Annotated in this window: 21 protein-coding genes; 14 read left to right on the top strand and 7 right to left on the bottom strand. The window is 66.4% G+C overall.

The annotated features are described in order from the left end of the window. The first annotated feature begins 52 nt into the window (after positions 1-52). The 6 genes from BLR19_RS10050 (at position 53) to BLR19_RS14860 (ending at position 9,695) form a co-directional block, all read left to right on the top strand. The gene (locus BLR19_RS10050; RefSeq protein WP_091750293.1) at positions 53-358 is read left to right on the top strand and encodes a hypothetical protein; all 306 of its coding nucleotides are present in this window, start codon (positions 53-55) and stop codon (positions 356-358) included. An 85-nt stretch (positions 359-443) separates the two neighbouring features. Continuing rightward, a complete protein-coding gene (mnmC, locus tag BLR19_RS10045) occupies positions 444-2,276 on the top strand; it encodes an FAD-dependent 5-carboxymethylaminomethyl-2-thiouridine(34) oxidoreductase MnmC1 (protein ID WP_091750290.1) in 1,833 nt (610 codons plus the stop codon). A 26-nt stretch (positions 2,277-2,302) separates the two neighbouring features. Then, a complete protein-coding gene (locus BLR19_RS10040) occupies positions 2,303-2,779 on the top strand; it encodes a DUF6491 family protein (protein ID WP_143007361.1) in 477 nt (158 codons plus the stop codon). Next, positions 2,776-3,216, top strand: a complete 441-nt coding sequence (locus BLR19_RS10035; RefSeq protein WP_091750285.1) for a hypothetical protein — start codon at positions 2,776-2,778, stop codon at positions 3,214-3,216. Before BLR19_RS10040 ends, BLR19_RS10035 begins: the two co-directional genes overlap by 4 nt. A 546-nt stretch (positions 3,217-3,762) precedes the next feature. Next, positions 3,763-5,511, top strand: coding sequence for a PAS domain-containing protein (locus BLR19_RS10030; RefSeq protein WP_091750282.1), 1,749 nt, complete (start codon positions 3,763-3,765; stop codon positions 5,509-5,511). A 125-nt stretch (positions 5,512-5,636) separates the two neighbouring features. Continuing rightward, positions 5,637-9,695 carry a YadA-like family protein gene (locus BLR19_RS14860; RefSeq protein ID WP_091750279.1) on the top strand — a complete coding sequence of 1,353 codons (4,059 nt, stop codon included), beginning with the start codon at positions 5,637-5,639 and terminating at the stop codon, positions 9,693-9,695. Between the two features lie 198 nt (positions 9,696-9,893). On the opposite strand, the gene gyrB is transcribed toward BLR19_RS14860, so the two are convergent. The 5 genes from gyrB to rpsT form a co-directional block, all read right to left on the bottom strand. Further along, the gene (gene gyrB / locus BLR19_RS10020; protein WP_091750276.1) at positions 9,894-12,320 is read right to left on the bottom strand and encodes a DNA topoisomerase (ATP-hydrolyzing) subunit B; all 2,427 of its coding nucleotides are present in this window, start codon (positions 12,318-12,320) and stop codon (positions 9,894-9,896) included. Positions 12,321-12,464: 144 nt separating this feature from the next. Next, positions 12,465-13,586, bottom strand: coding sequence for a DNA replication/repair protein RecF (recF, locus tag BLR19_RS10015; protein ID WP_091750273.1), 1,122 nt, complete (start codon positions 13,584-13,586; stop codon positions 12,465-12,467). A gap of 29 nt (positions 13,587-13,615) precedes the next feature. Further along, on the bottom strand, positions 13,616-14,734 hold the full coding sequence (gene dnaN / locus BLR19_RS10010; RefSeq protein ID WP_066628658.1) for a DNA polymerase III subunit beta: 1,119 nt from the start codon (positions 14,732-14,734) through the stop codon (positions 13,616-13,618). A 109-nt stretch (positions 14,735-14,843) separates the two neighbouring features. Then, positions 14,844-16,319: a chromosomal replication initiator protein DnaA gene (dnaA, locus tag BLR19_RS10005; protein WP_369818849.1), complete on the bottom strand. Its 1,476-nt coding sequence runs from the start codon at positions 16,317-16,319 to the stop codon at positions 14,844-14,846. 455 nt (positions 16,320-16,774) lie between these two features. Next, the gene (rpsT, locus tag BLR19_RS10000; protein ID WP_017505938.1) at positions 16,775-17,044 is read right to left on the bottom strand and encodes a 30S ribosomal protein S20; all 270 of its coding nucleotides are present in this window, start codon (positions 17,042-17,044) and stop codon (positions 16,775-16,777) included. Between the two features lie 339 nt (positions 17,045-17,383). Here rpsT and BLR19_RS09995 point away from each other — a divergent pair, with 339 nt between their 5' ends. From BLR19_RS09995 to BLR19_RS09980, 4 genes are all read left to right on the top strand, one after another. Then, positions 17,384-19,951 carry a TonB-dependent receptor plug domain-containing protein gene (locus BLR19_RS09995; protein WP_091750267.1) on the top strand — a complete coding sequence of 856 codons (2,568 nt, stop codon included), beginning with the start codon at positions 17,384-17,386 and terminating at the stop codon, positions 19,949-19,951. Between the two features lie 199 nt (positions 19,952-20,150). Then, on the top strand, positions 20,151-20,864 hold the full coding sequence (gene gpmA, locus BLR19_RS09990; protein ID WP_091750264.1) for a 2,3-diphosphoglycerate-dependent phosphoglycerate mutase: 714 nt from the start codon (positions 20,151-20,153) through the stop codon (positions 20,862-20,864). Next, positions 20,861-21,490 carry a bifunctional diaminohydroxyphosphoribosylaminopyrimidine deaminase/5-amino-6-(5-phosphoribosylamino)uracil reductase RibD gene (locus BLR19_RS09985; RefSeq protein WP_091750261.1) on the top strand — a complete coding sequence of 210 codons (630 nt, stop codon included), beginning with the start codon at positions 20,861-20,863 and terminating at the stop codon, positions 21,488-21,490. Before gpmA ends, BLR19_RS09985 begins: the two co-directional genes overlap by 4 nt. A gap of 52 nt (positions 21,491-21,542) precedes the next feature. After that, the gene (locus tag BLR19_RS09980) at positions 21,543-22,811 is read left to right on the top strand and encodes a pentapeptide repeat-containing protein (RefSeq protein WP_091750258.1); all 1,269 of its coding nucleotides are present in this window, start codon (positions 21,543-21,545) and stop codon (positions 22,809-22,811) included. 4 nt (positions 22,812-22,815) lie between these two features. Here the strand turns inward: BLR19_RS09980 and metK are convergent, their stop codons facing one another. Continuing rightward, positions 22,816-24,021: a methionine adenosyltransferase gene (metK, locus tag BLR19_RS09975; RefSeq protein WP_091750255.1), complete on the bottom strand. Its 1,206-nt coding sequence runs from the start codon at positions 24,019-24,021 to the stop codon at positions 22,816-22,818. A 159-nt stretch (positions 24,022-24,180) separates the two neighbouring features. On the opposite strand from metK, the gene BLR19_RS09970 reads away from it, so the two are divergent. The 4 genes from BLR19_RS09970 to BLR19_RS09955 are packed head-to-tail and all read left to right on the top strand — an operon-like array spanning position 24,181 to position 25,837. After that, positions 24,181-24,627 carry a helix-turn-helix domain-containing protein gene (locus BLR19_RS09970; protein WP_066628679.1) on the top strand — a complete coding sequence of 149 codons (447 nt, stop codon included), beginning with the start codon at positions 24,181-24,183 and terminating at the stop codon, positions 24,625-24,627. Between the two features lie 27 nt (positions 24,628-24,654). Further along, entirely contained in the window at positions 24,655-24,993 is a 339-nt protein-coding gene (locus BLR19_RS09965; protein ID WP_091750252.1) for a hypothetical protein, read from the top strand. 14 nt (positions 24,994-25,007) lie between these two features. Further along, entirely contained in the window at positions 25,008-25,463 is a 456-nt protein-coding gene (locus tag BLR19_RS09960) for a hypothetical protein (protein WP_091750491.1), read from the top strand. Positions 25,464-25,468: 5 nt separating this feature from the next. Next, positions 25,469-25,837: a hypothetical protein gene (locus BLR19_RS09955; protein WP_091750249.1), complete on the top strand. Its 369-nt coding sequence runs from the start codon at positions 25,469-25,471 to the stop codon at positions 25,835-25,837. Here the strand turns inward: BLR19_RS09955 and BLR19_RS09950 are convergent, their stop codons facing one another. Continuing rightward, positions 25,838-26,191: a helix-turn-helix domain-containing protein gene (locus tag BLR19_RS09950; RefSeq protein WP_091750488.1), complete on the bottom strand. Its 354-nt coding sequence runs from the start codon at positions 26,189-26,191 to the stop codon at positions 25,838-25,840. Between the last annotated feature and the right edge of the window lie 285 nt (positions 26,192-26,476).

The raw sequence follows: 26,476 nt of genomic DNA, 5'->3' as shown, positions 1-26,476 counted from the left end.
TATCGTTTGCGCCAAGAGACGTTCCGGTCTCGCAAGCTTCGGAGACATCTTCATGCGTATCAAAGCCCTCGTCGCCGCATCCGCTGCGCTCCTGGTCCTGGCCGCCTGCAGCAAGGCCCCGGAAGAAAAGGCCGAAGCGCCGGCCACCGATGCGGTCGAGGCCGCCGGCAGTGCTGAAGAAGCCGCTTTGACGGTCGATCAGGCCGCCAAGGACGCCGAAGCGGCGGCCAATCAGGCCATTCAGGAAGACACCGCCGCCCAGGCGGCCACGACGATGCAGGGCGCCGACGCCTCCGCCGCAGCGCCCGGGCCTGTCGCGCCGGCCGAGCCGGCGCACGGTCCGGCGGCCGCCCACTAGGCCGCGTCGAAACCTAAACCCGAAGAGGCCGCTCCAACGGGAGCGGCCTTTTTCATGTCGGCGACGAAGGTGCTAGAGCCGCGCGATGACGCCTGATGACGACGCCTCGCCCCTGCTGACCTGGACCGAAGAGGGCGAGCCGCGATCCGGCCGGTTCGGCGACGTCTATTTCTCCCGAGACGACGGCCTGGCCGAAACGCGGGCGGTGTTTCTGGAAGGTTGCGGCCTGCCGGACGCCTGGATGGGGCGGGATCATTTCACGGTGGCCGAGCTGGGGTTCGGCACAGGGTTGAACATCGCCGCCCTGCTGGATCTGTGGCGACGGACGCGGCCCGAGGGCGGGCGGCTGCACATCTTCTCTATCGAGGGGTTTCCGCTGACGGCGGCGGAAGCGGCGCGGGCGCTGGGCGCCTGGCCCGAACTGACGGAAGCGACCGAGGTCCTGATCGCAAACTGGCCGGCCTCGACGCCGGGCTTTCACCGGGTGGACCTGCCGGGCTTCGACGCCGTGCTGGACCTGGCGGTGGGCGATGCGGCCTGGGCGCTGGAGCAGTGGTCGGGATCGGCGGACGCCTGGTTCCTGGACGGTTTCTCGCCTGCGCTGAACCCGGGCATGTGGTCGCCCGAAGTGATGGCCTTGATCGCCAAGCGCTCGGCGCCGGGCGCGCGCCTGGCCACCTTCACCGTCGCCGGAGCCGTGCGGCGGGGCCTGGCCGAGCAGGGTTTCGTCGTCGAGAAGCGCCCCGGCCATGGCCGCAAGCGCGAGCGGCTTGAGGCTCATCTGCCCTCGGCTTTCGAACCGTCGCCGCCGCCCCGCGTCGCCGTGATCGGCGCGGGTATCGCCGGCGCATCGGTGGTGCGGGCCCTGAAGGCGCAGGGCGTCCGGGCTGTGGTGTTCGAGGGTGAGCGTCCCGGCGCGGGCGGCTCTGGCTTTCGGGCGGCCTTGGTCACACCACGTCTGGATGCCGGCGATCACGGCATCGCCGCCCTGCACGCCCAGGCGCTGGAGCGGGCGGCACATCTGTATGCCTCGATCCCGGACGCCGTATCGGGCCACAGCGTGCTGCAACTGCCCCAAGCGCCGCGCGATGCGGCCCGGTTTGAAAAAATCGCTCGCCAACCGATCTGGAATGCCGATGACATGGGGGTGCTGGATGAAGGAGCGGCGTCAGCGGTCGCCGGCGAAGCAACGGGGCAGGGCGGTCTGCTGATGAAGGGGGCATTCGCGCTGCGCCCTGCGGCGGTGCTCTCGAACTGGCTTTCGGACGCGGAGATGCGCTCTGAGCGCGTGACACGGCTGGAGCGCGCCGACGGCCGCTGGCGGCTGATCAGCGAAGCCGACGCGGTGCTGGGCGAGGTCGATGCGGTGGTTCTCGCCGCCGGCTGGGGATCGGCCGCCCTGATGGACGGGTTCGACCAGACGCCGCGCCTGTCGCCCGTGCGGGGGCAGGCGGACTGGATCGACGGGGACGTGACCATCCACCCCATGGCCTGGGGCGGCTATGCGGTTCCGACGGGCCAAGGCGTGTTGTTCGGCGCGACCCATGATCGGGGCGACACCTCTGCGGCGGCGCGCGAGGCCGACAGCGCGCGAAATCTGGCGACCTTGGAAGCGCGCCTGCCAGCGTTGGCCAAGCGCATCACGGCGGCCGGGTCGGTGCAGCATCGGGCTGCAGTCCGCGCCACGACGCCGGATCGCCTGCCCGTGGCGGGCGCTCTTGATGACGGTCTCTATGTGCTCGGTGGTCTGGGGTCGCGTGGCTTCTGCGTCGCGCCCTTGCTGGGCGAGCATATCGCCGCCCTCGTCCTTGATCAGCCCTCGCCCCTGCCGCGCGATCTGGCGGCGCGCGTGTCGGCCCGTCGGTCTGCGGTTCTGACGGACGCCCTTGCATCGTCCTCGCCGACGCGCGCAGGATGAAGCGGGGGCTTGTTCAGGAGTTGACTATGCATCGCCTAATTCTGTCGTCGGCTGCTCTCCTCGTACTGTCGGCCTGTGCGCCGTCGCCGGGCGTGACGACGGCCAGCCGCGCCGACGCCGGCCAGTGCTTCCGGCCCAATCTGGTGCGCAACTTCACCGCGCCGAACGACCAGACCCTGTATGTTCGCACAGCCGACGCGGGGGTGTTCCAGATCGAAACCCCCTTCTGTCGCGACATGACCCTCGCCCTGTCGATCGCGCTGGAACCTGTCGCCGGATCCAGCCGGCTGTGTCCCGGCGATCAGGCCGCCTTGCTCAGCCCGGCGACGGGACCTCAACCGTGCCGCGTGCGCATCGCAAAGAAGCTGACGACCGCAGAGATCGAGGCCCTGGGTCTCGCGATCGGCCCTGATCGAAAACGCTTCCGGAGCCTTCGGGAGAGATTGAATTCTCGCTCGCGCGGGTATGAAATGATCGTCTTGCCTGGGGAGGGAAGAGGATGATCAGAACAATCGGAATGGCGGCGATCCTGGCGACGGCGGCGATCGCATCGCCATCGGCGGCCGAAAGCTGGGCTGCGTTTTCACGCAGCGACGCCACCGTCTATCTGGTGGATGTCGATGCGCTGACGCCGGTGGATGGCGTGGCGACGACGCGGATGGCGCGGGTGCCCGCGCGCGGCGAGGCGACCAATCTCAGCCATGAGACCGAGGAGGTCATGGTGCGGTGTTCGGACGGCCAATCGCGTTCGGGCGCGACGGTGACCTATGGCGCGGATGGGGCGGAAACCGATCGCTATTCCGAGGATACGCCGTGGGAGGCAACGCCGGCCGGCGGCATCTATGGCGCGATCAAATCCTTCGCCTGCGAGGACATGCGGCCCCAGACGGCGGCCTTCCCGACCATCCAGGCCTTCATCGCGGGCGGACGCGGCCAGTAGGCCGCGCCTCCTGTGGTCCGCGTCATATGTAACGACAAAGCCCCCGGCTGAAACGAAACGGCTTTTTCAAGCGCGGTTCAGAATTCTTGAGATCGCTGGGTCACAACGTCTGAGACTACGAGCCGCTCAGTTCATAGTTTCTGAGACCGGGAATCTTCAATCAAAAATTGTGAAAGCGGGAGCCTGGCGATGAGGCTCGGTCTCCGATCAGTGACAGTCAGTCGGTCCCTGCCTGTAGCGCGCAGTGATTTTGCATCGGCGCGCGACTAGGCTGTCAGAAGCAGCTCCATCCCTCAAACATCCGCCGGTTTGGTGCCAAAAATCGCGCTGGAGTATTGGTGGTCGTCGTCGTGTCCCCCGACGACGAAGCATCTGGATTCACCCATATCTTGACCGGTCCATTAGCCCACGTGCGAATGCATGCGACACGTGAACGTGCTGAATTAGGTCCAGCAAAGCTTGTGTTTAGGCGCAGCTTGATGGGGTAGTCTGTTTACCTCAAGTTGTGAATCGATGACCAAGCTTCCAGTTCTGGAGGACTAACTCATGATCAACGCTATGGCCGAAGGGCTCGCGCGATCGGGGGAAGCAACCGGCGTCTCAAGCGGCTTCGATCGCGACTGGATGATCCACGCGGTCGAGTCGATGCTGCGCCAGGCGTTTCCAACCCTCATCATCGTCGGCGCCGGGGCGTCCATCTATTTCAACGACGCATGTCGCGCTTTGCTGCCCCTGTCGGCGGTGCAGGGCGGCGTATTTGCGGAAATGGCGCCCTCGTTATCGACGCAACTTGCAGCAACTGTCGCTAACGCTTGGGGCGGGGACGCAGGAACGGCGGACGATATCAAGATTCATATCGACCGACCCGAGGGTGCTCGAGAGGTGTGGGTGACTGCCGCTGTCACCCCTATTGCTCGAAACGGCAAGGTTCACGCTGTGCTTTGTGTTCTTCGCGACGTCACCGAAGAAAGAAGTCTAAGAGCGCGTCTGCTGACTGCAGAGTCCACTCTCGATTCTTTGGCGAGGCTTGCTCCCCTGTTGCTGTGGCGTTTGGATAGCCGCGGTGTAATCCGATGGATGAATGAGCGGTGTCGGACGTATCTAGGTGCTGATCTGCGCCAAGCGCGGACAGACGGATGGATGGACTGGCTGCACCCCGCTGAGAGAGACCGTATCATCGCCGACTGGGGTCGCGCTCTCACCTTGGCCAGACCCTTCGAAAGCCGGCATCGACTCCGCAGCGCGGACGGCGCTTACCGCTGGTTCACTGTACAGACGCTTCCCCAGTTCGACGCGGAAGGGGATTTGTCCGAGTGGCACTCAGCCGCCTTGGAGGTGCTGGATGGAGATACCGCCGGCCCCGAGCGCCGTCTGCTATGGACCGTCGACGTCGCCGACTGGACCCGTCGTTTTCTTAACATCGACACCCAGATCACCTGGCCCGGGGATCGCCCCTCCGTCGTCGCCTGGAACGATCAACTCGCTGCGGTTCTGGACGAGGACCGCCCCGCGTTTCGGGCCGCGCTCGAGACGCTGATGACAGGCAGGTCTGCGGAGGCCGCTTATCGCGTCCGTGGTAAGAGCGGGAGCCTGCTTTCGGTCGAAGACACGGCCTTCCCCCTGATCGAAGCGGACGGGACCATTAGTCGGTTCGTCGGCGAGTCCCGAATCCGCACCCAGGCTAGCAGGGCGGTTCTGTTCGTGGACCCTGCTCGTCGGGGTTGTCAGGTGTGCCGCGCGCTCGAGCTTGATGAGATCCGCGTGGATGTGACGGGTGCGTTGGATCAGACGCTCAGGACGCACACCGGCGTCCAAACCATCGTTTACTGTTCCGACTCGACCGTCGTGGACATTCTGCGTGCGACCGAAGTAGTTGGGCGCGAACTGCCGCATATTCCGCTGGTCATACTGGGCGATCCAATGGCGACGCCGCGAGAGATTATCGCTCTGCACAATGCTGGAGTCGCAGACCTTCTGTCGTACGCAGATTGCGATGACGCCAACGTTGCCGCCATTGTGGCGAGCTGCAAATTGACAAGTCAGAACAATGACCTAATCTTACCTAGTAGGCCTACTAAGCAGGTCCTCACACGGCTTTCCCGCCGTGAACAAGAGATTCTAGAGCTGGCCGTCGAGGGCGGTACGTCCAAGACGATTGGAAGAGCGTTGGGGATCAGCCCCAGGACCGTGGATTACCATCGCGGCAAGGCGCTTGATAAGCTGGGTTTGAAGACAGTCAGCCAAGCGTCTGACCTTTTCACCCCTGCTCCAGTCCGACTCCAGCGCCGATACTAAGCAGGAAAAGTATGTCCCTCGCGCAAGCGCCAGGGAATCGCAAACACGTCACGATTGTGTCGAAGCCCGCATTAGCCTCTCCGTTCGGGAGCCGTCGATGAGCTCCCGCCGCTGGGAGGACCACGATGCACACCCGTCCGACGACCGACCGACTGCCGTCTATCAGCAGCGCCACCTTGGCCACGCGCCTGGTGGTCGCCGCCGTCTACGCAATAGGCGCGTTGGCGCCCCTGGGCGTATTCGCCGCTGCTGCACCGGCGCGCGCACAGACGAGCATTGTGGACGTTTGCACTGGTGTCGCCCTGCCCCGATCCGCAGTGACGGACATCATGCGGCCGGTGATCACGGGAATCGCCACCCCGTTGGAAACGTCGATCAACAGTCTGCTGAACATTCTTGCGCCACGGCTCAATCTCAACGCGACCACTCTGCTGAACAACGCGGCCAGCGGTCAGGACATCCGCCTGAGCGTCCTCGATGTGAACGGCAACGTCGTCAATCTCCCCGACGCATGCATCAACCAAGCCGACGCCTTCACCCTCGAGACCGAGCAGGGGATTTCGATCGGCGGTAATCGCATCACCGGCTTGGGCTCAGGCGCCGCCGTCGCCATCGCCGGCGAACTCAACTCCATCGCCTTCGGCAACGGCGCCCTGACGGCCGCCACGGCGGTCGATGCGATCGCGCTTGGCCGCGAAGCGGAGATTTTGGGCGGGGCCTCGGGCTCCATCGCCATGGGCGCGGACGCGTCCGTGGCGGTCGCCAACAGCCTGGCCCTCGGCGCCGACAGCGCCGCCCTGCGTGGCGCCTTGGCCAACTATGCCGCCCTGGGGCTTTCGACGCCGCAGACCTCCGTCGGCGAGGTGTCTTTCGGCGCGGCTGGGGCGGAACGCCAACTGACCAACATCGCGGCCGGTTCGGCTTTGACCGACGCGGTCAATGTCGGCCAGCTTCAGGGCGTCTCCACCAGCCTTCAGGCCCTGGCCGACCTGGCGGTCACCTATGACGACGCCACGGCCGCCACCCTGACCTTGGGCGGAACAGGAGGCACGCGCATCACCAATCTTTCGTCGGGCCTTCTCGCCCTCGGCTCCGCCGACGCCGTCACCGGCGGCCAGCTCTTCGGCCTGGGCTCGAGCCTGGCGGCCGAGATCGGCGGCAGCACCCTCTTCAACCCCGCCACCAGCACGATCGACATCGGCCTCACCTACGACGGCGTGGTGTACAGCAGCGTCCAGGAGGCGTTGGACGCCATCTTCACGACACCGGGCGGCGGGACGCCCTTCCTGTCGGTAAACTCCGCTCTCGGCGGCGCCTTGGCCGGCGGGCTGAACTCGACCGCCGTCGGCCCCGCCGCCTCGGCCAGCGCCGACAACAGCGTCGCCCTGGGAGCATCCAGCACGGCCGACCGGGGAGCCTTGATCGGCTATGGCGCCCTCGGCCTGGATGCGATTCAGACGTCGGCCGGCGAAGTGTCGATCGGGATTGCTGGCGGCGAGCGTCAGCTGACGAACGTCGCGGCCGGCTCGGCGCTGACCGACGCGGTCAATGTCGGCCAGCTGTTGGGCGTCTCCGACGACCTGCAGGCCCTTGCCGACATCGCCGTCGCCTATGACGACCCCACGGCGTCCAGTCTGACGCTTGCCGGTCTGGGCGGCACGGTCATCGCCAATGTGGCGGCGGGCGACCTCAGCGCCGGCTCCACTCAGGCCGTCAACGGCGACCAGCTGTTCGCCACAAACACCCAGGTCGGCTTGAACACCACGGCCATCACCAATCTCACGACGGACCTCGGCGTCCTGTCCGATACGGCGGTCATGTATGACGATCTGTTGGCCGGGCGCGTGACCCTGGCTGGCATAGACGGCACCGTCATCGGCAATGTCGCCGCCGGCGCGCTGACGGCGACTTCGACCGAGGCCGTCAACGGATCTCAGCTGTTCGCCACCAATACTCAAGTCGGCATCAACACCACGGCGATCACCAATCTTACGACCGACCTCGGCGCCCTGTCCGACACGGCCGTCATGTACGATGATCTTCTGGCCGGTCGCGTGACCCTGGCCGGCGTCGATGGGACCGTCATCGGCAACGTCGCCGCCGGCGCCCTGTCGGCGACGTCGACCGAAGCCGTCAATGGCGCACAGTTGTTCGCCACAAACACCCAGGTCGGCATCAACACGACCGCCATCACCAATCTGACGACGAACCTCGGAACGCTGTCTGATACGGCGGTGATGTACGACGATCTTCTGGCCGGCCGCGTCACCCTGGCCGGCGTGGACGGCACCGTGATCGGCAACGTCGCCGCCGGCGCCCTTTCGGCGACGTCGAGCGAGGCCGTCAACGGCGCACAGCTGTTCGCCACCAACGCCCAGGTCGCAAACAACACCGCCGATATCATCACAAACACGACGGCGATCACCACCATCACCAACAGCCTGAACAATGGCGCGATCGGCGTGGTTCAGTATTCGAACGCCGCAAACCCAACGGTTCCGAACGGCGGCGTGGCGACCAATGACGTGACCTTCGTCGGCGCCCTGACCGGTCCGGTCGGTCTGCATAACGTCGCCGCCGGCCTGATCGCCTCGGGGTCCACCGACGCCGTCAACGGCGGCCAGGCCTTCGCGCTCGGCCAGAGCCTTGCCGCCGGCTTCGGCGGCGGCTCCGCTTTCAATCCGCTGACCAACACCCTGGGCGTCGCCATCACCTATCAGGGCGTCCAATACGCAAGCCTCCAGGCCTTCCTGAACGCCCTCTCGACGGCTCCGGTCGGCGGCGGCTCAAGCGTCTATTTGGCCGTCAATTCGAACCTGGCGCCGGCGACCGCTCAAGGTCAGGACGGCGTCGCCGTCGGCCCTGAAGCCCAGGCGGTCGCCGACAACAGCATGGCTCTGGGCGCAGGCAGCGTCGCCGATCGCGCCGCCCAGACGGACTATGCGGCGCTGGGCGTCACGGGCCTCCAGTCGTCGGTCGGTTCGGTCTCGTTCGGCTCGGCCGGCGCCGAACGGCAGCTGACCAACGTCGCTGCGGGCACGGCCGCGACCGACGCCGTCAATGTCGCCCAGCTGCAAGGCGTCTCCGACAGGGTGGGCGCCCTGGCCGGGACCGCCGTTTCTTACGACACAATCACCCGCGACACCCTGACCCTGGTCGGCGCCAACGGCACGACCATCACCAATGTCGCCGCAGGACAGGTCAATGCGACCTCGACAGACGCCGTCAACGGATCGCAGCTGCACGCGACCAACACTCAGGTCGCGCTCAACACCACGGCGATCACCAATCTGACCAACAACATCGCCAACGGCAGCCTGGGCCCCGTTCAATATAGTGATGGCGACGACCCCGAGATCCCGAACGGCGGCGTCCGCTCCGACGACCTCACCCTGGTCGGCGCCAGCGGCGGCGCGGTGGGTCTGCACAATGTCGCCAACGGCCGGATCGCGGCCGGTTCGACCGACGCCGTCAACGGCGGCCAGATCTACGAGCTGGCCTTCGCGGCGACCAATGCGGTGCAGTACGATACCGACGCCAACGGCGGACGCACGAACAGCATCACCTTCCAAGGCGGCGACGCCACGGCCCCGGTGACGTTGAACAATGTCGCGGCAGGCGCGGTGACGGCCACCTCCACGGAAGCCGTCAACGGATCGCAGCTGTTCCAGACCAACCAGGCCGTCGCGACAGCCCAGACCACGGCCGACAACGCCCTGGCCCTGGGTCAGAACTCGCTCCAGTATGCCGACCAGGGCCAGACCCGCGTCGTCCTGGGTCGCAGCAACGGGCCGGCGGTCACGGTCAGCAACGTCGCCGCCGGGGTCGCCGATACTGACGCCGTCAATGTGCTGCAGCTGCGCGAGAGCATGAACGAAGCGATCCAGCAGTCGAACACCTACACCGACATGCGGCTGGCGGCGGTCAACTACAATGTCCAGGAAGTGCGCAAGCTGGCCTTCGCCGGCACGGCGGGCGCTCTGGCGGCGGCCGGGATGCCGCAGATCGCCGAGCGCGGCAAGTCGATGTTCGCGGTCGGCTACGGCACCTACGAGGGCCAGTCGGCCATGGCGATGGGCTACTCCCGCGCCCTGGGCGACGGCTCCATGGTCTTCCGGGCCGGCGCGACCTTCGACACCCAGAACCATGTCGGCGCCAACGCCGGCATCGGCTGGAGGTTCTAAACCGGAGCGGGGGAGCGAAGGCTCCCCCGCTTTAATGGTGACACCCTATTGATCGCAAACGTGACGCCGATTCGCCGTTCGCCCTTGATCAGCAATGACGGTTTTGAGGCGATGAACCTGCTTCAGCTCGCAACAGATGTCGTGCTGCGATTCTAAATCGTGACTCCAACCAATGTGGTCGCGGCGCCCCTTTGGCCGTCAGACGTCGACGGCGGCGTCCAGGGCGTTGTCCTGGATGAACTCGCGCCGGGGTTCGACAACGTCGCCCATCAGTTTGGCGAACAGGTCGTTGGCGTCTTCCTCGTGCTCGACCGAGACCTGCAGCAGGGTGCGGGCGTTGACGTCCAGCGTCGTCTCCCACAGCTGCTCGGGGTTCATTTCGCCCAGGCCCTTGTAGCGCTGGATCGACAGGCCCTTCTTGCCCGCGTCCAGCACGGCGGTCAGCAGGTCCAGCGGACCGCGAATGGTCGTGGACTTGTCCTTGCGGCGGTAGGTGGCGGGGGCAACGAAGACGCCGTCGAAGGCGCCGGCGCGCTCGGCCAGACGACGGGCGTCCAGCGAACGGATCAGGGTCTCCTCCAGCACGATCGTCTCCTGCACTGCGCGACGGGTGCGGCTGAAGACCACGGCGCCCTGTTCGCCCGGCGCGCCCGCCCACTCCCCATCGCCCTCTTCGGCATACAGGTTCAGGCGCACGGCGGCGGCGGACGAGGCGGCCGCCATGTCTGCGTTGTCGGCGAACAGGCCGGCGAGCGCCGCCTGTTCGATGGCGAAGGCGGGGGCGCGCTGGCTGAGGCGATCGACGCCCGCGCTGAAGGCCTTGGCCTCGCGCACCAGGGATTGCAGGTCCAGACCCAGGCGACGCTCGCCCGTGGACAGGTCCAACTCCGCCTCTGACGCGCCTTCCTCGATCAGATAGGCGTCCATCTCGGCCTGATCCTTCAGGTAGCGCGACTGCTTGCCCTTGGAGACCTTATAGAGGGGCGGCTGGGCGATATAGACGTGGCCGCGCGTGATCAGCTCGGGCATCTGACGATAGAAGAAGGTCAGCAGCAGGGTGCGGATGTGGGCGCCGTCGACGTCGGCGTCCGCCATCAGGATGATCTTGTGATAGCGCAGCTTGTCGGCGTTGAAGTCGTCGCGGCCGATGCCGGTGCCCAGCGCCAGGATCAGCGTGCCGATCAGATCGGACGACAGCATCCGGTCAAAGCGCGCGCGTTCGACGTTCAGGATCTTGCCGCGCAGGGGCAGGACGGCCTGGTTCTCGCGGTTGCGCGCCTGTTTGGCGGAGCCGCCGGCGGAATCGCCCTCGACGATGAACAGTTCGGACTTGGCGGGATCGCGCTCCTGGCAGTCAGCGAGCTTGCCCGGCAGGCTCGAGATTTCCAGCGCGGACTTGCGCCGGGTCAGGTCGCGGGCCTTGCGGGCGGCCTCACGGGCCGACGCCGCCTCGATGATCTTGGCCACGATCTGCTTGGCCTCGACCGGATGCTCCTCGAACCAGGTCGCCAGGCCTTCCGAGCAAAGGCTTTCGACGGCCGGACGCACTTCGGAGGAGACCAGCTTGTCCTTGGTCTGGGAGCTGAACTTGGGATCCGGCACCTTGACCGACAGGACGCAGGTCAGACCCTCGCGCGCGTCCTCGCCGGTGACGGACACCTTCTCCTTCTTGCCGGCGCCCGAGCTGTCGATATAGCCGCCCATGACGCGGGTCAGGCTGGCGCGGAAGGCCGACAGGTGGGTGCCTCCATCTCGCTGGGGGATGTTGTTGGTGAAGCACAGCATGGTCTCGTGGTAGCTGTCGTTCCACCACAGGGCGAGATCCAGTTCGATCCCTTCCTTCTTGCCGCGAATGACGATGACGTCCTTCAGGATCGGCGTTTTGGACTTGTCGAGGTGGCGCACGAAGGCTTCGACCCCGCCCTCGTAGTGCAGGATCATCTCGACCGGCTCGGCGTGGCGCTGGTCGGCCAGTTTGATGACCACGCCCGAGTTCAGGAAGGCCAGTTCGCGCAGGCGGTGTTCCAGCGTCTTCAGGTCGAAGTCGATGTGGCTGAAGGTGGTGACCGACGGGAAGAAGGTGACCTCTGTGCCGCTCAGCGGCTTGCCGGTGTCCTCGCGAATGGGGGCGTCGCCGGTGACTTCCAGCGACTTGACCGTGTCGCCGCGCTCGAAGCGCATCTGGTGCGCCTTGCCGTCGCGATAGATCTTCAGCTCCAGCCAGTCGGACAGGGCGTTGACCACGGACACGCCCACGCCGTGCAGACCTCCGGACACCTTGTAGGAGTTCTGGTCGAACTTACCGCCGGCGTGCAGTTGGGTCATGATGACCTCGGCCGCCGAGACGCCTTCGCCTTCGTGGATGCCGGTGGGAATGCCGCGGCCGTTGTCGGTCACGGTGACCGAGCCGTCGCTGTTCAGGATGACCTGGACCAGGTCGGCGTGGCCGGCCAGGGCCTCGTCGATGGCGTTATCGACCACCTCATAGACCATGTGGTGCAGGCCCGAGCCGTCGTCGGTGTCGCCGATATACATGCCGGGGCGTTTGCGCACGGCGTCCAGGCCTTTGAGAACCTTGATGGAATCGGCGCCGTATTCGGGCAGGTCGGCAATCGGATCGGTCATGAAGTCATTGGCTCTGAAGTCCCGACCGGGACGGGGATGGAGCGCCGGACCCGGCGCTCGAATCGACGGCGGGATCGCACCGCGCCGAAGCCCGCAACATATAGGAAATTTCGGCGAAAAAGCGAGGAATTCCGCGATTGGAGCCTAGTCGGTTTCCAGCGCGCCGCCGGCCACGCGGACGAACTGGGCGCGGCCTTCCAGACCGGCGAACAGGTCGCGTTCCGTCCCGGTCATGAAGGCCTGAAGATCCAGCGCCGTGATCTCGTCGAACAGGGCCGTGCGGCGCGTCTCGTCGAGGTGGGCGGGGGCTTCGTCCAGCAGCAGGATCGGGCGCGCAGCATGATCTGAAAGCCGCGCGATCTGGGCCAAAATCAGGTTCAGGACCAAGGCCTTCTGCTCGCCCGAGGAGCCCTCGGCGGCGGGGCGCTGTTTCTCGCGGTGAAGCGCGGTCAGGTCGGTGCGATGCGGCCCGAACAGCGAGCGGCCGGCCGCGCCGTCGCGGGCGCGGGCCTTGGCCAGGCCGTCGCGGATGGCGGCGGCGATCTCGTCCTCCTCGGCGCCCGCTTCGGCCATTTGTTCAGCGCCGCCGTCCAGGCCGAGGTCGGCCTGCGGGAAGGGCCGATCGCTGCGGGCGTCGATGGCGGCCTGAAGCGCGTGCAGGGCGGCGACGCGGGCCAGGGAGGCGCGGGCGCCGGCCTCGCCCAGCCGAACCTCCAGGGCGTCCAGCCAGACGGGGTCGGCTTCACGCCCGTCCTGAGCGTCGTTCAGCAGGCGCAGCCGCTCGCGAAGAGCCTTTTCGTAGGCGGAGACGCTGGCGGCGTGGTCGGGATCAGCGGCGAAGACCAGCCGGTCGAAGAACTTCAGCCGCTCGGCGCGCGCGTCCGAGAACAGCCGGTCCTGTTCCGGCGTCGCCCAGACGGGACGCAGATAATCGAGCAGCCGCCCCGGCTGGGCCGTCTCGCCGTCGATCCGCACGATGCGCCGCGCGGCGCCCGCCGTCTGAACGCCGGTGCCCAGCCGCGTCTCGTCGTCCAGTTCGACCATGACCGCCCAGGCGCGTCCTGTCGCCTCGCCGGGCTCGCGCCGGCCCATCTCGGCGGCGGTCGCGCCGCGCAGCCCCTTGCCGGGGGTCAGGAGACTGATCGCCTCCAGAAGATTGGTCTTTCCCGCCCCGTTCGGCCCATGCAGCACGACAGGCCCGGAGGTCATCTCCAGCCGCGCCCCTGCATAGGAGCGGAAGTCGGTGAGTGTGAGGGAGCGGATCACGCTCGCTCTCTAACGCGCGTGAGGCAGGATTACACCCGCAGCGGCATCAGCACATATTGAACGCCCGGATCGCCCGGATCGAGCACCAAGGTCGGGGAGGCCGGGTCGGCGAAGCGGAAGGCGGCGTTTTCGCCGGTGATCTGGCCGGCGACGTCCAGCAGATAGCGGGCGTTGAAGCCGATCTCGAACGGTTCGTCGGAATAGCCGATCTCGACCTCTTCCTCGGCCTGGCCGGCTTCCATGTTGCGCACGGTCAGCTTCACGCGGTCGTTGTCGAACGCCAGTTTCACCGAACGGCTCTTCTCGGCCGAGATGGTGGCGACGCGGTCGACGGCCTTGGCGAACAGGGCGTTGTCGATGTCGGCCTGTTTGTCGTTGCCGCGCGGAATGACGCGCAGATAGTCGGGGAAGGCGCCGTCGATGACTTTGGACGTCAAGGACGCCTCACCCATGGAGAAGCGGATTTTCTGGGCCGAGACGGTGACTTCGACCGGGCCGCCGGCGTCGTCCAGCAGGCGACGGACCTGATCCACGGTCTTGCGCGGCACGATGACGCCGGGGCCGCCGGCTGCGCCCTCGGGCGCCGGGGTTTCGGCCAGGGCCAGGCGGTGGCCGTCGGTGGCGACGGCGCGCAACAGCGGAATGCCAGCCTCGGCGACCGTGTGCAGATACAGGCCGTTCAGATAGTAGCGCGTTTCCTCGGTCGAGACCGCGAACCGCGTCTTGTCGATCAGGCGGGCCAGATCTTCCTTGGGCAGGACATAGGAGGCGCCGGCGCTGTCGGTGGACATCACGGGGAAGTCGCCCGCCGGCAGGACCGGCAGGTTGAAGCGCGACCGGCCGGCCGAGACGACCAGGCGCGGATCGTCGCCCGAATAGAGCAGCGAGACCTCGGCGCCTTCCGGCAGCTTGCGCACGATCTCGTACAGGGTGTGGGCGGGCGCCGTGATCTGACCCTCGACCTGCACCTGGGCCTCGGCCTCGTCGACCATCTCCATATCCAGATCGGTGGCGGCGAAGGCCAGCCGGTCGCGGCCCGCGCTCAGCAGGACGTTGGACAGGATCGGAATGGTGTTTCGACGTTCGACGACGCTCTGCACGTGGCCCAGGGCCTTCAGGAGCGCGGATCGTTCGATGGTCAGCTGCATGTCGTCTCGCCCGGCGCGGCCGACTCGCAAGGCGGCTGCGGTTAAGTGACCTGGGACACTAGCGGATTGCGCGGCGGGAGCAACGGGTCAGACCCGCTGCTCCACAGCTTCAGCCCCGCAGCTTGCGCGTCAGAGCCTCGACGTCGCGGGCGATCTGATCGTCCTGCGGCATCAGCTCCTCGATCTTGCGCACGCCGTGCAGGACGGTGGTGTGGTCGCGCCCGCCGAAACGACGACCGATGTCGGGGTAGGAGCGGGTCGTGTGCTGCTTGCACAGATACATAGCGATCTGGCGCGGGCGGGCGACCGAACGGGTGCGGCGCTCGCTGAGCAGGTCGGCCTGTTTCATGTTGAAGTGGTCGGCGACCGTCTTCTGAATCTCGTCCACGGTGATGCGACGCTCGGGGCCGCCGCGCATGGCCATGCCTAGGAGGGTCGAGGCTTCGTCGACCGACACTGACGACAGGCGCGCGCCCGCAGCGGCGGCCAGGGTGTTCACGGCGCCCTCAAGCTCGCGCATCGAGCCGGGAGTGCGGTCCACCAGCTGGGCCAAGACCTCCGGGTTGGCTTCGCCCTGGACGACGCCCAGGGCTGACAGGGCCTTCAGACGGTTCTGGGCCACGGCGATCTTCAGCTCGCGGTCGCCCGCCTCGACCGGGCAGGTCAGGCCGGCGGCGAGGTGGCTGCGCAGGCGCGGCTCGACCTCGGTCAGGGCCATGGGCGCACGGTCGGCCGAGAAGACGATGCGCTTGCCGTCCTCGATCAGGGCGGTCAGGGTCGAGAGCAGTTCTTCCTGGGTCGAGGTCTTGCCGCCCACGAACTGGACGTCGTCCAGCAGCAGCATGTCGGCCGAGCGCAGGCTTTCCTTGAAGGCGGCGGTCGAGCGGTCCTGCATCGCCTTGACGAAGGTGGACAGGAAGCGTTCGGCGGTCAGATAGACGACCTTGGCCTCGGGACGCAGACGCTGGGCCTCCCAGGCGATGGCGTTCAGCAGATGGGTCTTGCCGTAACCGTAGGGGCCGCAGAAGAAGACGGGGTTGAAGTGACCGTCGGCCCAGCTGGCCACCTGTTTGGCGATGGCCAGGGCGAAGGCGTTGCCCTGACCCTCGACGAAGCTGTCGAACGTCAGGCGATCCTGCAGACCGGCGGCGCGTACGGCGCGGGCGCCGTCAGCGCTTATCGGGGCGGCGGGAGCCGTCTGCGGCGTGGCGGCGAAGGCGGCCAGGCGCGGGGCGGCGTCCACCACATTGCCCGGCATCACGGCCGAGGCCGGCGGCGCCGAACCCACTTCGGCGCGGCAGCGCACCTCGAGGCGGCGCGACAGGCCGTCCAGGCCCAGCCACAGCTCGTTCATGCGACGCAGGGCGTTCTTGCGCACCCAGTCGCGGGCATAGGCGGTCGGGGTGACCAGGATCAGATGGCCGGCGTTGTCCAGGCGGACGGCCGACGGGGCGATATAGGAGGAGAACGGGCCATCGCCGATTTCAGCGCGCAGGCGCACGGACGCCTCGCTCCAGATGCGGTCCGGATCCGTCAGTCCCGACGTCTTCGTTCCGCCTGCCATCGCCGTTGCGCCCCCAACCATCTTTGCCCGCCCACCTTAGAAGAACCATTCCGACCTTCCGCGCTTCAGGGCGATGGTTCAGGGACGACTTCTCCTGCGCCGAAAAGCGATGCTTTTCGGACGGGGTCTAACCTCTGAACAGACATCTCCCGCCGACGCGAAACACAGGCCTCGCGCCGTCTTCATCCGTGCTGGGATGGAAGTGCGTTAGAGGCCAAAACTTACGCTGCGAGCCGGGTGGGTCAACGCTGATTCGTTGGTCGATTCGCAGTTAAATTGTTTGACTCCGTCAAACCCTGACACCGCTTGGAATTTTGGCCGGATCATGGCTCGACGATCGGTGTTTTCGATTTTGACAGTTAGCGACACAACGCAAAACGGCGAAGGAGCTTGCGCGCCTTCGCCGTTGATATTGCTTTATAATCCCACAACGAAACAGCGACAGCTGCTCCGTCCGCTGTTGGATTAATTTTGGCTCAGGCGGCCGACAGCTTCTTCAGCTGGGCGGCCAGGCGCGAGACCTTGCGCGAGCCGGTGTTCTTGTGAACGACGCCCTTGGAGACGGCGCGCATCAGCTCGGACTGAGCCTCGATGAAGGCGGTCTTGGCGACGGCGGCGTCGCCGCCGGCCAGAGCTTCCTGGAACTTGCGCAGATAGGTGCGGACGCGCGAGCGGCGCGCCTTGTTCACTTCGGTACGCGCTTCGATCTTGCGGATCGCCTTGCGGGCGCCGGGGTTGTTGGCCATGTCAAACCTTCGAACGGAAAACGCCGCGGAGCACACGTCCACGGCGCGGAAATCTCAAGAGGGCGGGCCTATAGCCGAAAGCCCGGAGGCGGTCAACGCGGAGTCTTCATCGCTGGACTCCGAGGTTGGGCGAAGACGTCAGTTCGAGCGCGCCTTGCGCGCTGTCATCCAAACGCAACCCAACAGGCTTTAACGCGCTTTAGCGGACTTTCCGTCGCAGGTTTTTGCGTCGTGTTGAAAGTGCGCAACGCTTTCACTTTGTTCATGAATTGTGTCGTTTTACGGCCATGTTTGTCCCGTCCTGACAAGGGCTGAAATCATCTCCCGGATCGTCGTTCCATGACCCAGACCGCGCTTCTCCTGCTTGCGCTGGCCCCCGCCGCCGGTGTCGTCCAGCCTGTTCAGGCTCAAACCAACGAGGCCCAGCCGGTGGAAGCCCAGGCGCAGGTCCAGCAGGAAGAGCCGACGGTGGTTCTGCCGGACGTGGAGGTGACGGCGGCGCGGCGCGGGGTGGCCTTGGGCGGGCAGGAACCGATCGTCTCTTATGACGCCGCCCAGATCCAGGCGTTCGGCGCGACCAACATCGGCGAGCTGATCACCCTGCTGGAGGCCCAGACCCGCAGCGCGCGGGGCGGGTCTCCGGTCTTCCTGGTCAACGGGCGGCGTATCTCGGGCTTCCGCGAGATCCGCGGCATTCCGCCCGAGGCCATCGATCGGTTCGACGTCCTGCCGGAAGAGACTGCGCTGTCCTATGGCTACAGCGCCAATCAGCGGGTGGTGAACATCGTGCTGAAGGCGGACTTCAAGTCCCTGACCGCCTCGGTCAACGTCAGCCGGCCGGAGCAGGGCGGTCGCACGACCACCGCCAGCGAGAACAACGTCCTGCGCATCGCCGGCTCGGACCGCTGGTCTGTCGATATCAACGGCACGACCTCCAACACCCTGTTCGAGACTGAGCGCGACATTGATCGCAGCACGACGGCGGGCGGCGACAGCGAACTGGCCAACGCCTATCGCACCCTGCTGCCCAAGACGGACGAGCTTTCGGTGTCGGGGACCTACAAGCACGACCTGAACGACAAGGTCGGCATGACGCTGAGCGGCAGCGTGGAGGACTCAAACAGCTTCAGCTATCAGGGCCTGCCCAATGTTCAGCTGACCGTGCCGGGGACCAATCCGTTCTCGCCGACCGGTCAGGACTTCAATCTGTTCAGCTATCTGGACCTGCCCGGCGCCCTGACGCGCAAGACCGATACCCGCACGGCCGAACTGGGCACGGTGTTCGATGGCTATGTCGGCGACTGGCGCTGGACGGCGACGGGGGAATACAGCCGCGTCGAGACCGACACCACGACGGGACGAGGTGTGAACGCGACGGCGTTGCGGGCCCTAATCGCGGGCGATCTGACGGTCAATCCGTTCGGCGACCTGACGGACCGGGCCATCGTCAATCCGCGCGACACTGCCAACTCCGTGGCCCAGACGGCGACGGCGGAACTGGTGTTGAACGGGCGTCCCTATGAACTGCCGGCCGGCGACATCACCTCGACCTTCAAGGTCGGGGCTGGTCATCAATCGCTGGATTCCGAGAGCCTGCGGTTCTCCGAGAGCCTGGGTTCAAGTGTCGCCGTGGATCGGTCGCAGTCGCGCAACTCGGGCAGCGTCCAAGCCAACTTTGACCTGCCGATTTCCAACGTCGAGCGCGGCGTCCTGCCCAAGATCGGCGACCTGTCGGCCAATCTGAACCTGGCCTACCAAGAACTGTCCGACTTCGGCGGCGTATCCTCGGTCGGGGTCGGGCTGAACTGGTCGCCAGTCGAGCGGCTGTCGTTTTCGGCCAACTATTCCGACGAGGGCAAGGCTCCGACGGTCCAGCAGCTAAACGACCCGACAGTTTCGACGCCGAATACGCCGGTCTTCGACTTCCGCACCGGCCAGACCGTCGAGATCAACCGCATCACCGGCGGCGATCCCAATCTGCAGGCCGAGGATCGGCGAATCCTGAAGCTGGGCATGAACTGGCAGCCGGTGTCGGACAAGGATTTTCGCCTGAACCTGGCCTACACCCGCACCGAGGCGGACAATGAAATCTCCAGCTTCCCGGCCATCACGCCCGATCTGGAAGCGGCGCTGCCGGATCGGTTCGTTCGCGATGCGGACGGCAATCTGGTGTCCATCGACGCTCGTCCGCTGAACTTCTTCAAGCGCGAGCAGCAGGACGTTCAGTGGGGTTTCAACTTCTCGCGCCCGTTCGGCAAGCCGAACCCGGCGGCGGCGGGTGGTCGTGGTCCAGGCGGACGCGGCGGTCCTGGTGGCGGTCCGGGCGGCGGCGGAATGATGATGATGGGCGGACCGGGCGGACCGGGCGGCCCCGGCGGCGGACGGATGCGCGGCGGGCGGGGATCGGGAATGCAGCCCGGCCAAGGCATCTTCAACCTGTCGCTGACCCACACCTGGCGTGTCCAGGACGAGGTCACCATTCGCGACGGTCTGGCGCCGCTGGACCTGCTGGACGGCGATTCCATCTCCGGCTCGGGCGGTCAGTCGCGCCATGAGGTCCAGCTTCAGACCGGGCTCTCCAGAAACGGTGTGGGCGCCTTCGTCAACGCCAACTGGCGCTCGGGCACGACGGTCAACGGCGACGCGCTGGGTTCGCCCGATCTGGACTTCTCGGGCCGGACCACGGTCAATCTGTTCGCCTTCGCCGACCTGACCCAACGCACGTCGTGGGTCGAGCGCTTCCCGTTCCTGAAGGGCACGCGGATCGGCTTCGGCGTTCAGAACATCTTTGACGACCGCGTCTCGGTGACCAGCAGCGACGGTCAGACGCCGGTCAACTATCAGCGCGACTATCTGGACCCGCAGGGGCGCGTCTTCCGCATCAATCTGCGCAAGATCCTCTTCTAGAGGATCAGGGCCAGACGGTCGCCAGGGCGATCATCACGACGGCGGCGGCGAGCGCCAGGGGAAAGAAAAGACGGTCGGACATCGATCCGACCGTTACCCCGACCTGCGCGGCGCGACAAGCGATGGCGAGGCCCGCGAGCCTTGACCGACTTCGGAGGGCGTCCTACCCCGAAAGGCCGTATTCCGAAGGACCGACCGAATGACGCGCCTGATCCTGCTCCGCCACGGCCAGAGCCAGTGGAACCTCGAGAACCGCTTCACCGGCTGGGTCGATGTCGATCTGACGGCGGAGGGCGAGGCCCAGGCGCGTCGCGGCGGCGAACTGATCGCTGAGGCCGGGTTCAAGCCGACTGTGATGTTCACCTCGGTCCTGACGCGCGCCCAGCGCACCGGCGCACTGGCGTTGCAGTCGGCGGGCCTGACCGATGTGCCGGTGATCGAGGACTGGCGGCTGAACGAGCGCCACTACGGTGGTCTGACGGGTCTGAACAAGGCCGAGACGGCCCAGAAGCACGGCGAAGACCAGGTCAAGATCTGGCGGCGTAGCTATGATGTGCCGCCGCCCCCGCTGGCGCCCGGCGGCGAGTTCGATTTCAACGCCGACCCGCGCTACGCCGGCAAGGCCATTCCCGACACCGAAAGCCTGAAAACCACGCTGGACCGGGTGAAGCCCTATTGGGACGCCGAGATCGCGCCGCGTCTGAAGGCGGGCGAGGACGTGCTGATCGCCGCCCACGGCAACTCCCTGCGCGCCATCGTCAAACTTCTGTTCAACGTGCCGGACGATCAGATCGTCGGCGTCGAAATCCCGACCGGCAATCCGCTGGAGATCGATCTGGACGCGGACCTGAAGCCCACCGCCGCCCGCTACCTCGACGCCGCTCGCGCCGAGACATTGCCGACCGCATCATGAGCTGGAGCGAAGCCGACCAGGCCTTTATGGCCCAGGCGATCGCCCTGGCGACCGGCCGGATGGGCGAGACCTGGCCCAACCCGGCGGTCGGCTGCGTCATCGTCAAGGACGGCCGGGTCATCGCCCAGGCCGCCACCGCGCCGGGCGGTCGTCCCCATGCCGAGGAGCAGGCCGTGCCGGCCGCCGGCGTGGATGTCGTGGGCTCGACCGTCTATGTCACGCTCGAACCCTGCGGCGCCCGGTCGTCCGGCCGCAAGTCCTGCGCCCACTTTCTGACCGAGGCGGGCGTGGCGCGGGTCGTGATCGCCTGTATGGACCCTTCGCCGTTTGCGGCCGGACGCGGCACGGAGCGGCTGCGCGCGCAAGGGCTGACGGTCGAGACCGGCCTGATGTGCGAAGAGGGCGCGGCCCTGTGCGAAGGCTTCCTGCACCGGCTGGAAACCGGCCGTCCGATGGTGCGCATCAGCGAGGACGGCGCCGGGTTCGACGGCCGCTTCGTCGCCTCGCCCAAGGCCGATCTGATCACCGAGCTGAAGCGGCTCGGCGAAGCGGGCTACACGCGCCTGTGGACCGGGCCGGGCGAGCTGGCCGAGGCCCTTCAGGCCCAGGGGCTGCTGACCGTCTGAGGCGGCTTCGCCGTTCAAAGGTTTCTTAAGTCAGGACGCGTAATGTGCCCTGATGGCCCTCGCCGCTGAACCCCTCGTGAGAAAGCGCCTGACGCAGGCGGAGCTGGACGTCATCTGCGCCCGGCACGATCGGCTGTTCCAGGCCCGACCCGGCGGCGCGCGCGCCGTCTTCGCCTGGATGGACCTGTCGGGCCTCAGCCTGAAGGGCCGCAATCTGGCCGATGCCGATTTCGCCGCCGCCTGTCTGGAAGGCTGCGATCTGACCGGGGCCAAGCTGGACAACGCCAACTTCTTTGGCGCGGACATGCAGGACGCGATCCTGGCCGAGGCCAGCCTGCGCCGCTCCGACCTGCGCGGCGCCTGCCTGCGGGGGGCGGACCTGTCGGGGGCCGATCTGTTCGAGGCCGATCTGCGCGAGGGCACCATCGCGGCCGCCGACGCCAGATTGGGCTTTAAGGTCATCGAACCGCGCCACCGCGACGAGACCGAGGCCAGCGGCGCCTGCTTGGCCGGCGCCAATCTTCAACGCTCCAAGATGGCCGGCGTCATCGCCGTGAAGGCCGACTTCTCCGGCGCGGTGATGAAGGACTGCAAGCTGGTGCGGGCCAATCTGAAACAGGCGGATTTCCGCGGGGCCGACCTCGCCGGCGCCGATCTGTCAGGGGCGGACCTGTCGGGCGCGGACCTGCGCGACGCCATCCTTGTGGGCTGCAAGACGACCATGTGGCGCGCCGACGGCGCCGACATGCAGGGCGCGCTGACCGACAACAAGTCGTCCTGCGAGTCCGTGGAAAAGATGCCCGCCGCCGAGATGCTGCGCGAACATGCGCGCTGGTGCGAGACTGGTGGAGCCGAGGGGCAGCCTTCGGTCTTCAACGGCGTCGACCTGCGTCCGCTGAAGTCGATCACGGGCCTGAACCTGACCGCCCTGTCGGCCAAGGGCGCGGTCTTTTACGGCCTGGATATGGAGGGGGTGCAGTTGCAGGGCGCCCAGCTCGACAATGCCGACCTGCGCTCGGCCAAACTGCGGCGCGCCGACCTGCGCGGGGCGCGCCTGCGGGGCGCGCGACTGAACGGAGCGGACATGCGCGAGGCGCAACTGGGGCCGCTTCTGATCGCCGCTGACCGGCTGATGCCTGCAGATCTGACAGGCGCCGTGCTCCGCGGCGCGGACCTGTCGGGCGCCGACCTGAAGCGCGCCGTGCTGGCCGGCGCCGATCTGGGCCGTGCGACGCTGCACGGCGCCCAGACCCGTCAGGCCGACCTGACCGAGGCCAATCTGGCGGGCGTGCGCGGCCTGACCATCGATCAGGCCGCTTGAAGCCTTAGGCCAGCGCCTTGAGCTGATCGACCAGATCGGTCTTTTCCCAGCTGAAACCGCCGTCCGCATCGGGCTCGCGTCCGAAGTGGCCATAGGCAGTGGTGCGTGCGTAGATGGGCTTGTTCAGCCCCAGATGCTGACGGATCGCGCGCGGCGTGGCGCCGCCGATCAGGTCCAGAATCTTGTCTTCCAGCACCGCTTCGGAAATCTTGCCGGTGCCGTGCAGATCGACGTGGATCGACTGGGGCTTGGCCACGCCGATGGCGTAGGAAATCTGGATCGTGCAGCGGTCGGCCAGACCGGCAGCGACCACGTTCTTGGCCAGGTAACGGCAGGCATAGGCGGCCGAACGGTCCACCTTGGTCGGATCCTTGCCCGAGAAGGCGCCGCCGCCGTGGGGCGCCGCGCCGCCGTAGGTGTCGACGATGATCTTGCGGCCGGTCAGGCCGGCGTCGCCGTCCGGTCCGCCGATCTCGAAGATGCCGGTGGGGTTGATGTGCCAGACGGTGTTCTCGTCGGTGAAGCCTTCCGGCAGCACTTCGAGAATATAGGGTTTGACGATCTCGGCGACCTGCTCGGAGCTCAGCCCCTTGGCGTGCTGGGTCGACAGGACGATCGAGGTGGCGCGGACCGGCTTGCCGTCCTTGTATTCGATCGTGACCTGGCTCTTGGCGTCGGGCTCGAGCTGAGAGCCGCCGGCGTGGCGAACCTCGGCCAGACGTTTCAGGATGTTGTGGCTGTACTGCAGGGTCGCCGGCATCAGCTCCGGCGTCTCGTTCGAGGCATAGCCGAACATGATCCCCTGATCGCCCGCGCCCTCGTCCTTCTCGTTGGTCGAGTCGACGCCGACGGCGATGTCGGCCGACTGGGCGTGCAGGAAACAGGAGTAGTTCGCCGTCTCCCAGTGGAAGCCGTCCTGCTCATAGCCGATGTCCTTGACCGCGGCGCGGACCAGCGGCTCCAGGCTGTCGATGATGCTCTGGGTGAAGGCTTCGTTCTCTTCCTTGGTGTTGCCCGGCTGGGTGGCGCGAACCTCGCCGGCCAGCACGATGCGCTGGGTCGTCACCAGGGTCTCGCACGCCACGCGCGCCTCGGGGTCCTTGGCCAGGAAGGCGTCCACGACCGTGTCGGAGATGCGGTCCGCGACCTTGTCGGGGTGGCCTTCGGAAACGCTTTCCGAGGTGAAGAGGAAGGAAGAACGAGCGGCCAAGAGAGGCTCCTGTCAGTGTCAGACCATCAGACATATAAAGATATGCTTATATGTTCAAGTGATCTGACGCAGCGCCCAGTCGCCAGAAACTGCTTTGCGGCGTAAGCATATCGGCTGACTCCCCCTCATTTTAGGGTAAACAGACCCAAGGGGGTCCCCATGCCAGAAGGCCTGACGACGAGAGAGAGCGAATGTGTCCGCCTGGCCGGCCAGGGTCTCGAGGACAAGGAAATCGCTGCGCGCCTGCGCATCTCGCCGCGCACGGTCGGCAACCACCTGCATCGCGCCTACGCCAAACTAGGCGTTTCGGACCGCAAACTGGCGGCCCGGCGACTGAGTATTGGCTACTCAGAGGCGTCGATACTCATTCCCGACACCGGCCCCAATACGCTCAATGATCCCACGTCGGCCGAACAGTCGGACGATGCGGTTTCCGACCCAACGACTTCCTGGCTTCTGCCTGCGCCTCCTCGGGGCGCTCTGGCGAGAGTGGGGATCATCGTCGCCGGGGCCGCTATCGCCCTTCTGTTCGCCATCGGGATCGTGACGGCGGGCATGGTGGTTCCATCCCTTTTCGACCGGCTCGCTCCCGCTGAAATGCGCTGACCAAAAGGCTTAACGGGAGACGAGCCAATGAAGAACATGCACGTCGGCGTCCGCGTGGCGCGGCAGGTCAGAACCGCAGAACACGCCGTCGATCAGGCAATGATCGAGGTCTGCCGGCTGGTCCAGACGGCGCTGGAAGGTCGGGTCGAGGCGCGCCTAGCGGCGGAAGTCGGACAAGACGCCCTGGCCAATATGGTTCGGGGCCTGAACCACCTTACCGAGGTTCGCGGCGCGGTCATCGCCAGTCACGGCGAGCTGGCCCAAGTCGCCGACGACCATCAGGTCGGCTGGCATATGGACGGTGCGCACGAAGACAAGACGGTCAAACCCACTGGGTTCGCACCGGTTCTCGCCGTCGCCGCTTGATCGCGGCCATCGGAATGGGGTCGCCGCTGTCCTTGTTTCTGATGTGCCTGACCTACGGCGTCATGGCGCTTCTGCTCTGGAAGGGTCGCATGCCGGAGCGGATCGCCTTGGTCGCTTTGGTCGTGCTCAACTGGGGCACGCCATTGGTCGACCACCTGTTCATCGGGCATTTCCGGTGGGGGGTGGCGATCCTTTCGGTGTCCATGTTCTGCCTGCTGGCCTGTCTGGCGCTCCGTTACGACCGATGGTGGCTGCTTCTTGCCGCCGGAGCCCAGCTTATCGCGGTCTCGACCCATCTGGCCGGCATCGCCGGTTCTGACGCCCTGCTGTGGTCGATCGTATCGACCCGAATGGTCGTCTGGTTCGAGCTTCTGCTTCTCGCCCTCTTCGGCGTCTGGGAGGCCCAGTGCGCCCCCTACGCCCATGTCAAACCAGCGCGGGGATCGATCCGCGCGCTGCAGAAAGTCTGAATGTCATGAATACCCAAACCACCCCCGCCTTCATGCCGCTGTTCCGCTCGTGGCTGGAAACAGCTAATCTGGCGAAACAGGTTGGATCGTCATCGCTGTCCGCCAGCGGCGAGAACCTGCTCGTCGAACTGGATCTGGCGCCGATGGAAGCGGCGGAAACCACGCTTCTCGATCACGCCCCGACCTCGGCCGTCGAGGCGGTCTGCATGATCGAGATTATCCGCCAAAGCCTGTCCGACGCCGGCCGCTCGGACGGACGAGATGCTCGCGCCTTGGATGCCATCCAGTCGTGGCTGGCAGGCGCGGCTCTCGAGGGCGCCGACCATCGCGATGAGGTTGAGCAGTTGCTGAAAAGCGCCAGCAACCGGGCCTGATCAGCCGCGCAGGCCCTTGGCCACGGTCAAAAGGGCGTCGCGCTGGGCGGCGTCCTTGATGCCGCGGAAAGCCGCCAGCAGTTCGGCGACCCCGGGAGCGGCCAGCGCCAGCTCGTCGCCCTCGGTCGTTTCCAGTTCGCCCAGCAGGGCCGCGCCGGTCGATTTCAGCACCGAAGCGATCTGCAGCAGGCGGGCGGCCGAGACGCGGTTCACGCCCCGCTCGTACTTCTGGATCTGCTGGAAGGTCACGCCTGCGCCGGCGGCCAACTGCGCCTGGGTGATGCGCAGTTCCTCACGACGGGTGCGGATGCGTCCGCCGATGGCGATGTCTACGGGATCAACTGCGTCGTTCATGTCGGCCTGCGGGCATAGATAATGCGGCGCCATGGCCCCAAAACACCGACTCCGTCAAGCCAAAGCTGCTTAGCTAGGGATTGCTACGTGCGTTGCAGGTGACGATTCAACCATGAGGATATATTTCGGCGATCTAGACGCCGCCTCCCGCGCGAACCGCGCTCGGAGAAGTGGTGCCGCTTAGGTGACTCGAACACCTGACCCCATCATTACGAAATTCACTCTAGCAGGGTGGTTAAACCCAGCGCCTGCATGGCTTTCTGACAGCCCTGGACTGGGTCTTTT

Origin of the sequence: Brevundimonas sp. 374, from assembly GCF_900102995.1 — a bacterium.
In the GTDB taxonomy this organism is placed as follows: domain Bacteria; phylum Pseudomonadota; class Alphaproteobacteria; order Caulobacterales; family Caulobacteraceae; genus Brevundimonas; species Brevundimonas vesicularis_C.
Note: the sequence above shows the minus strand (reverse complement) of the source record. Positions and strands in the feature narration are given on the sequence as shown.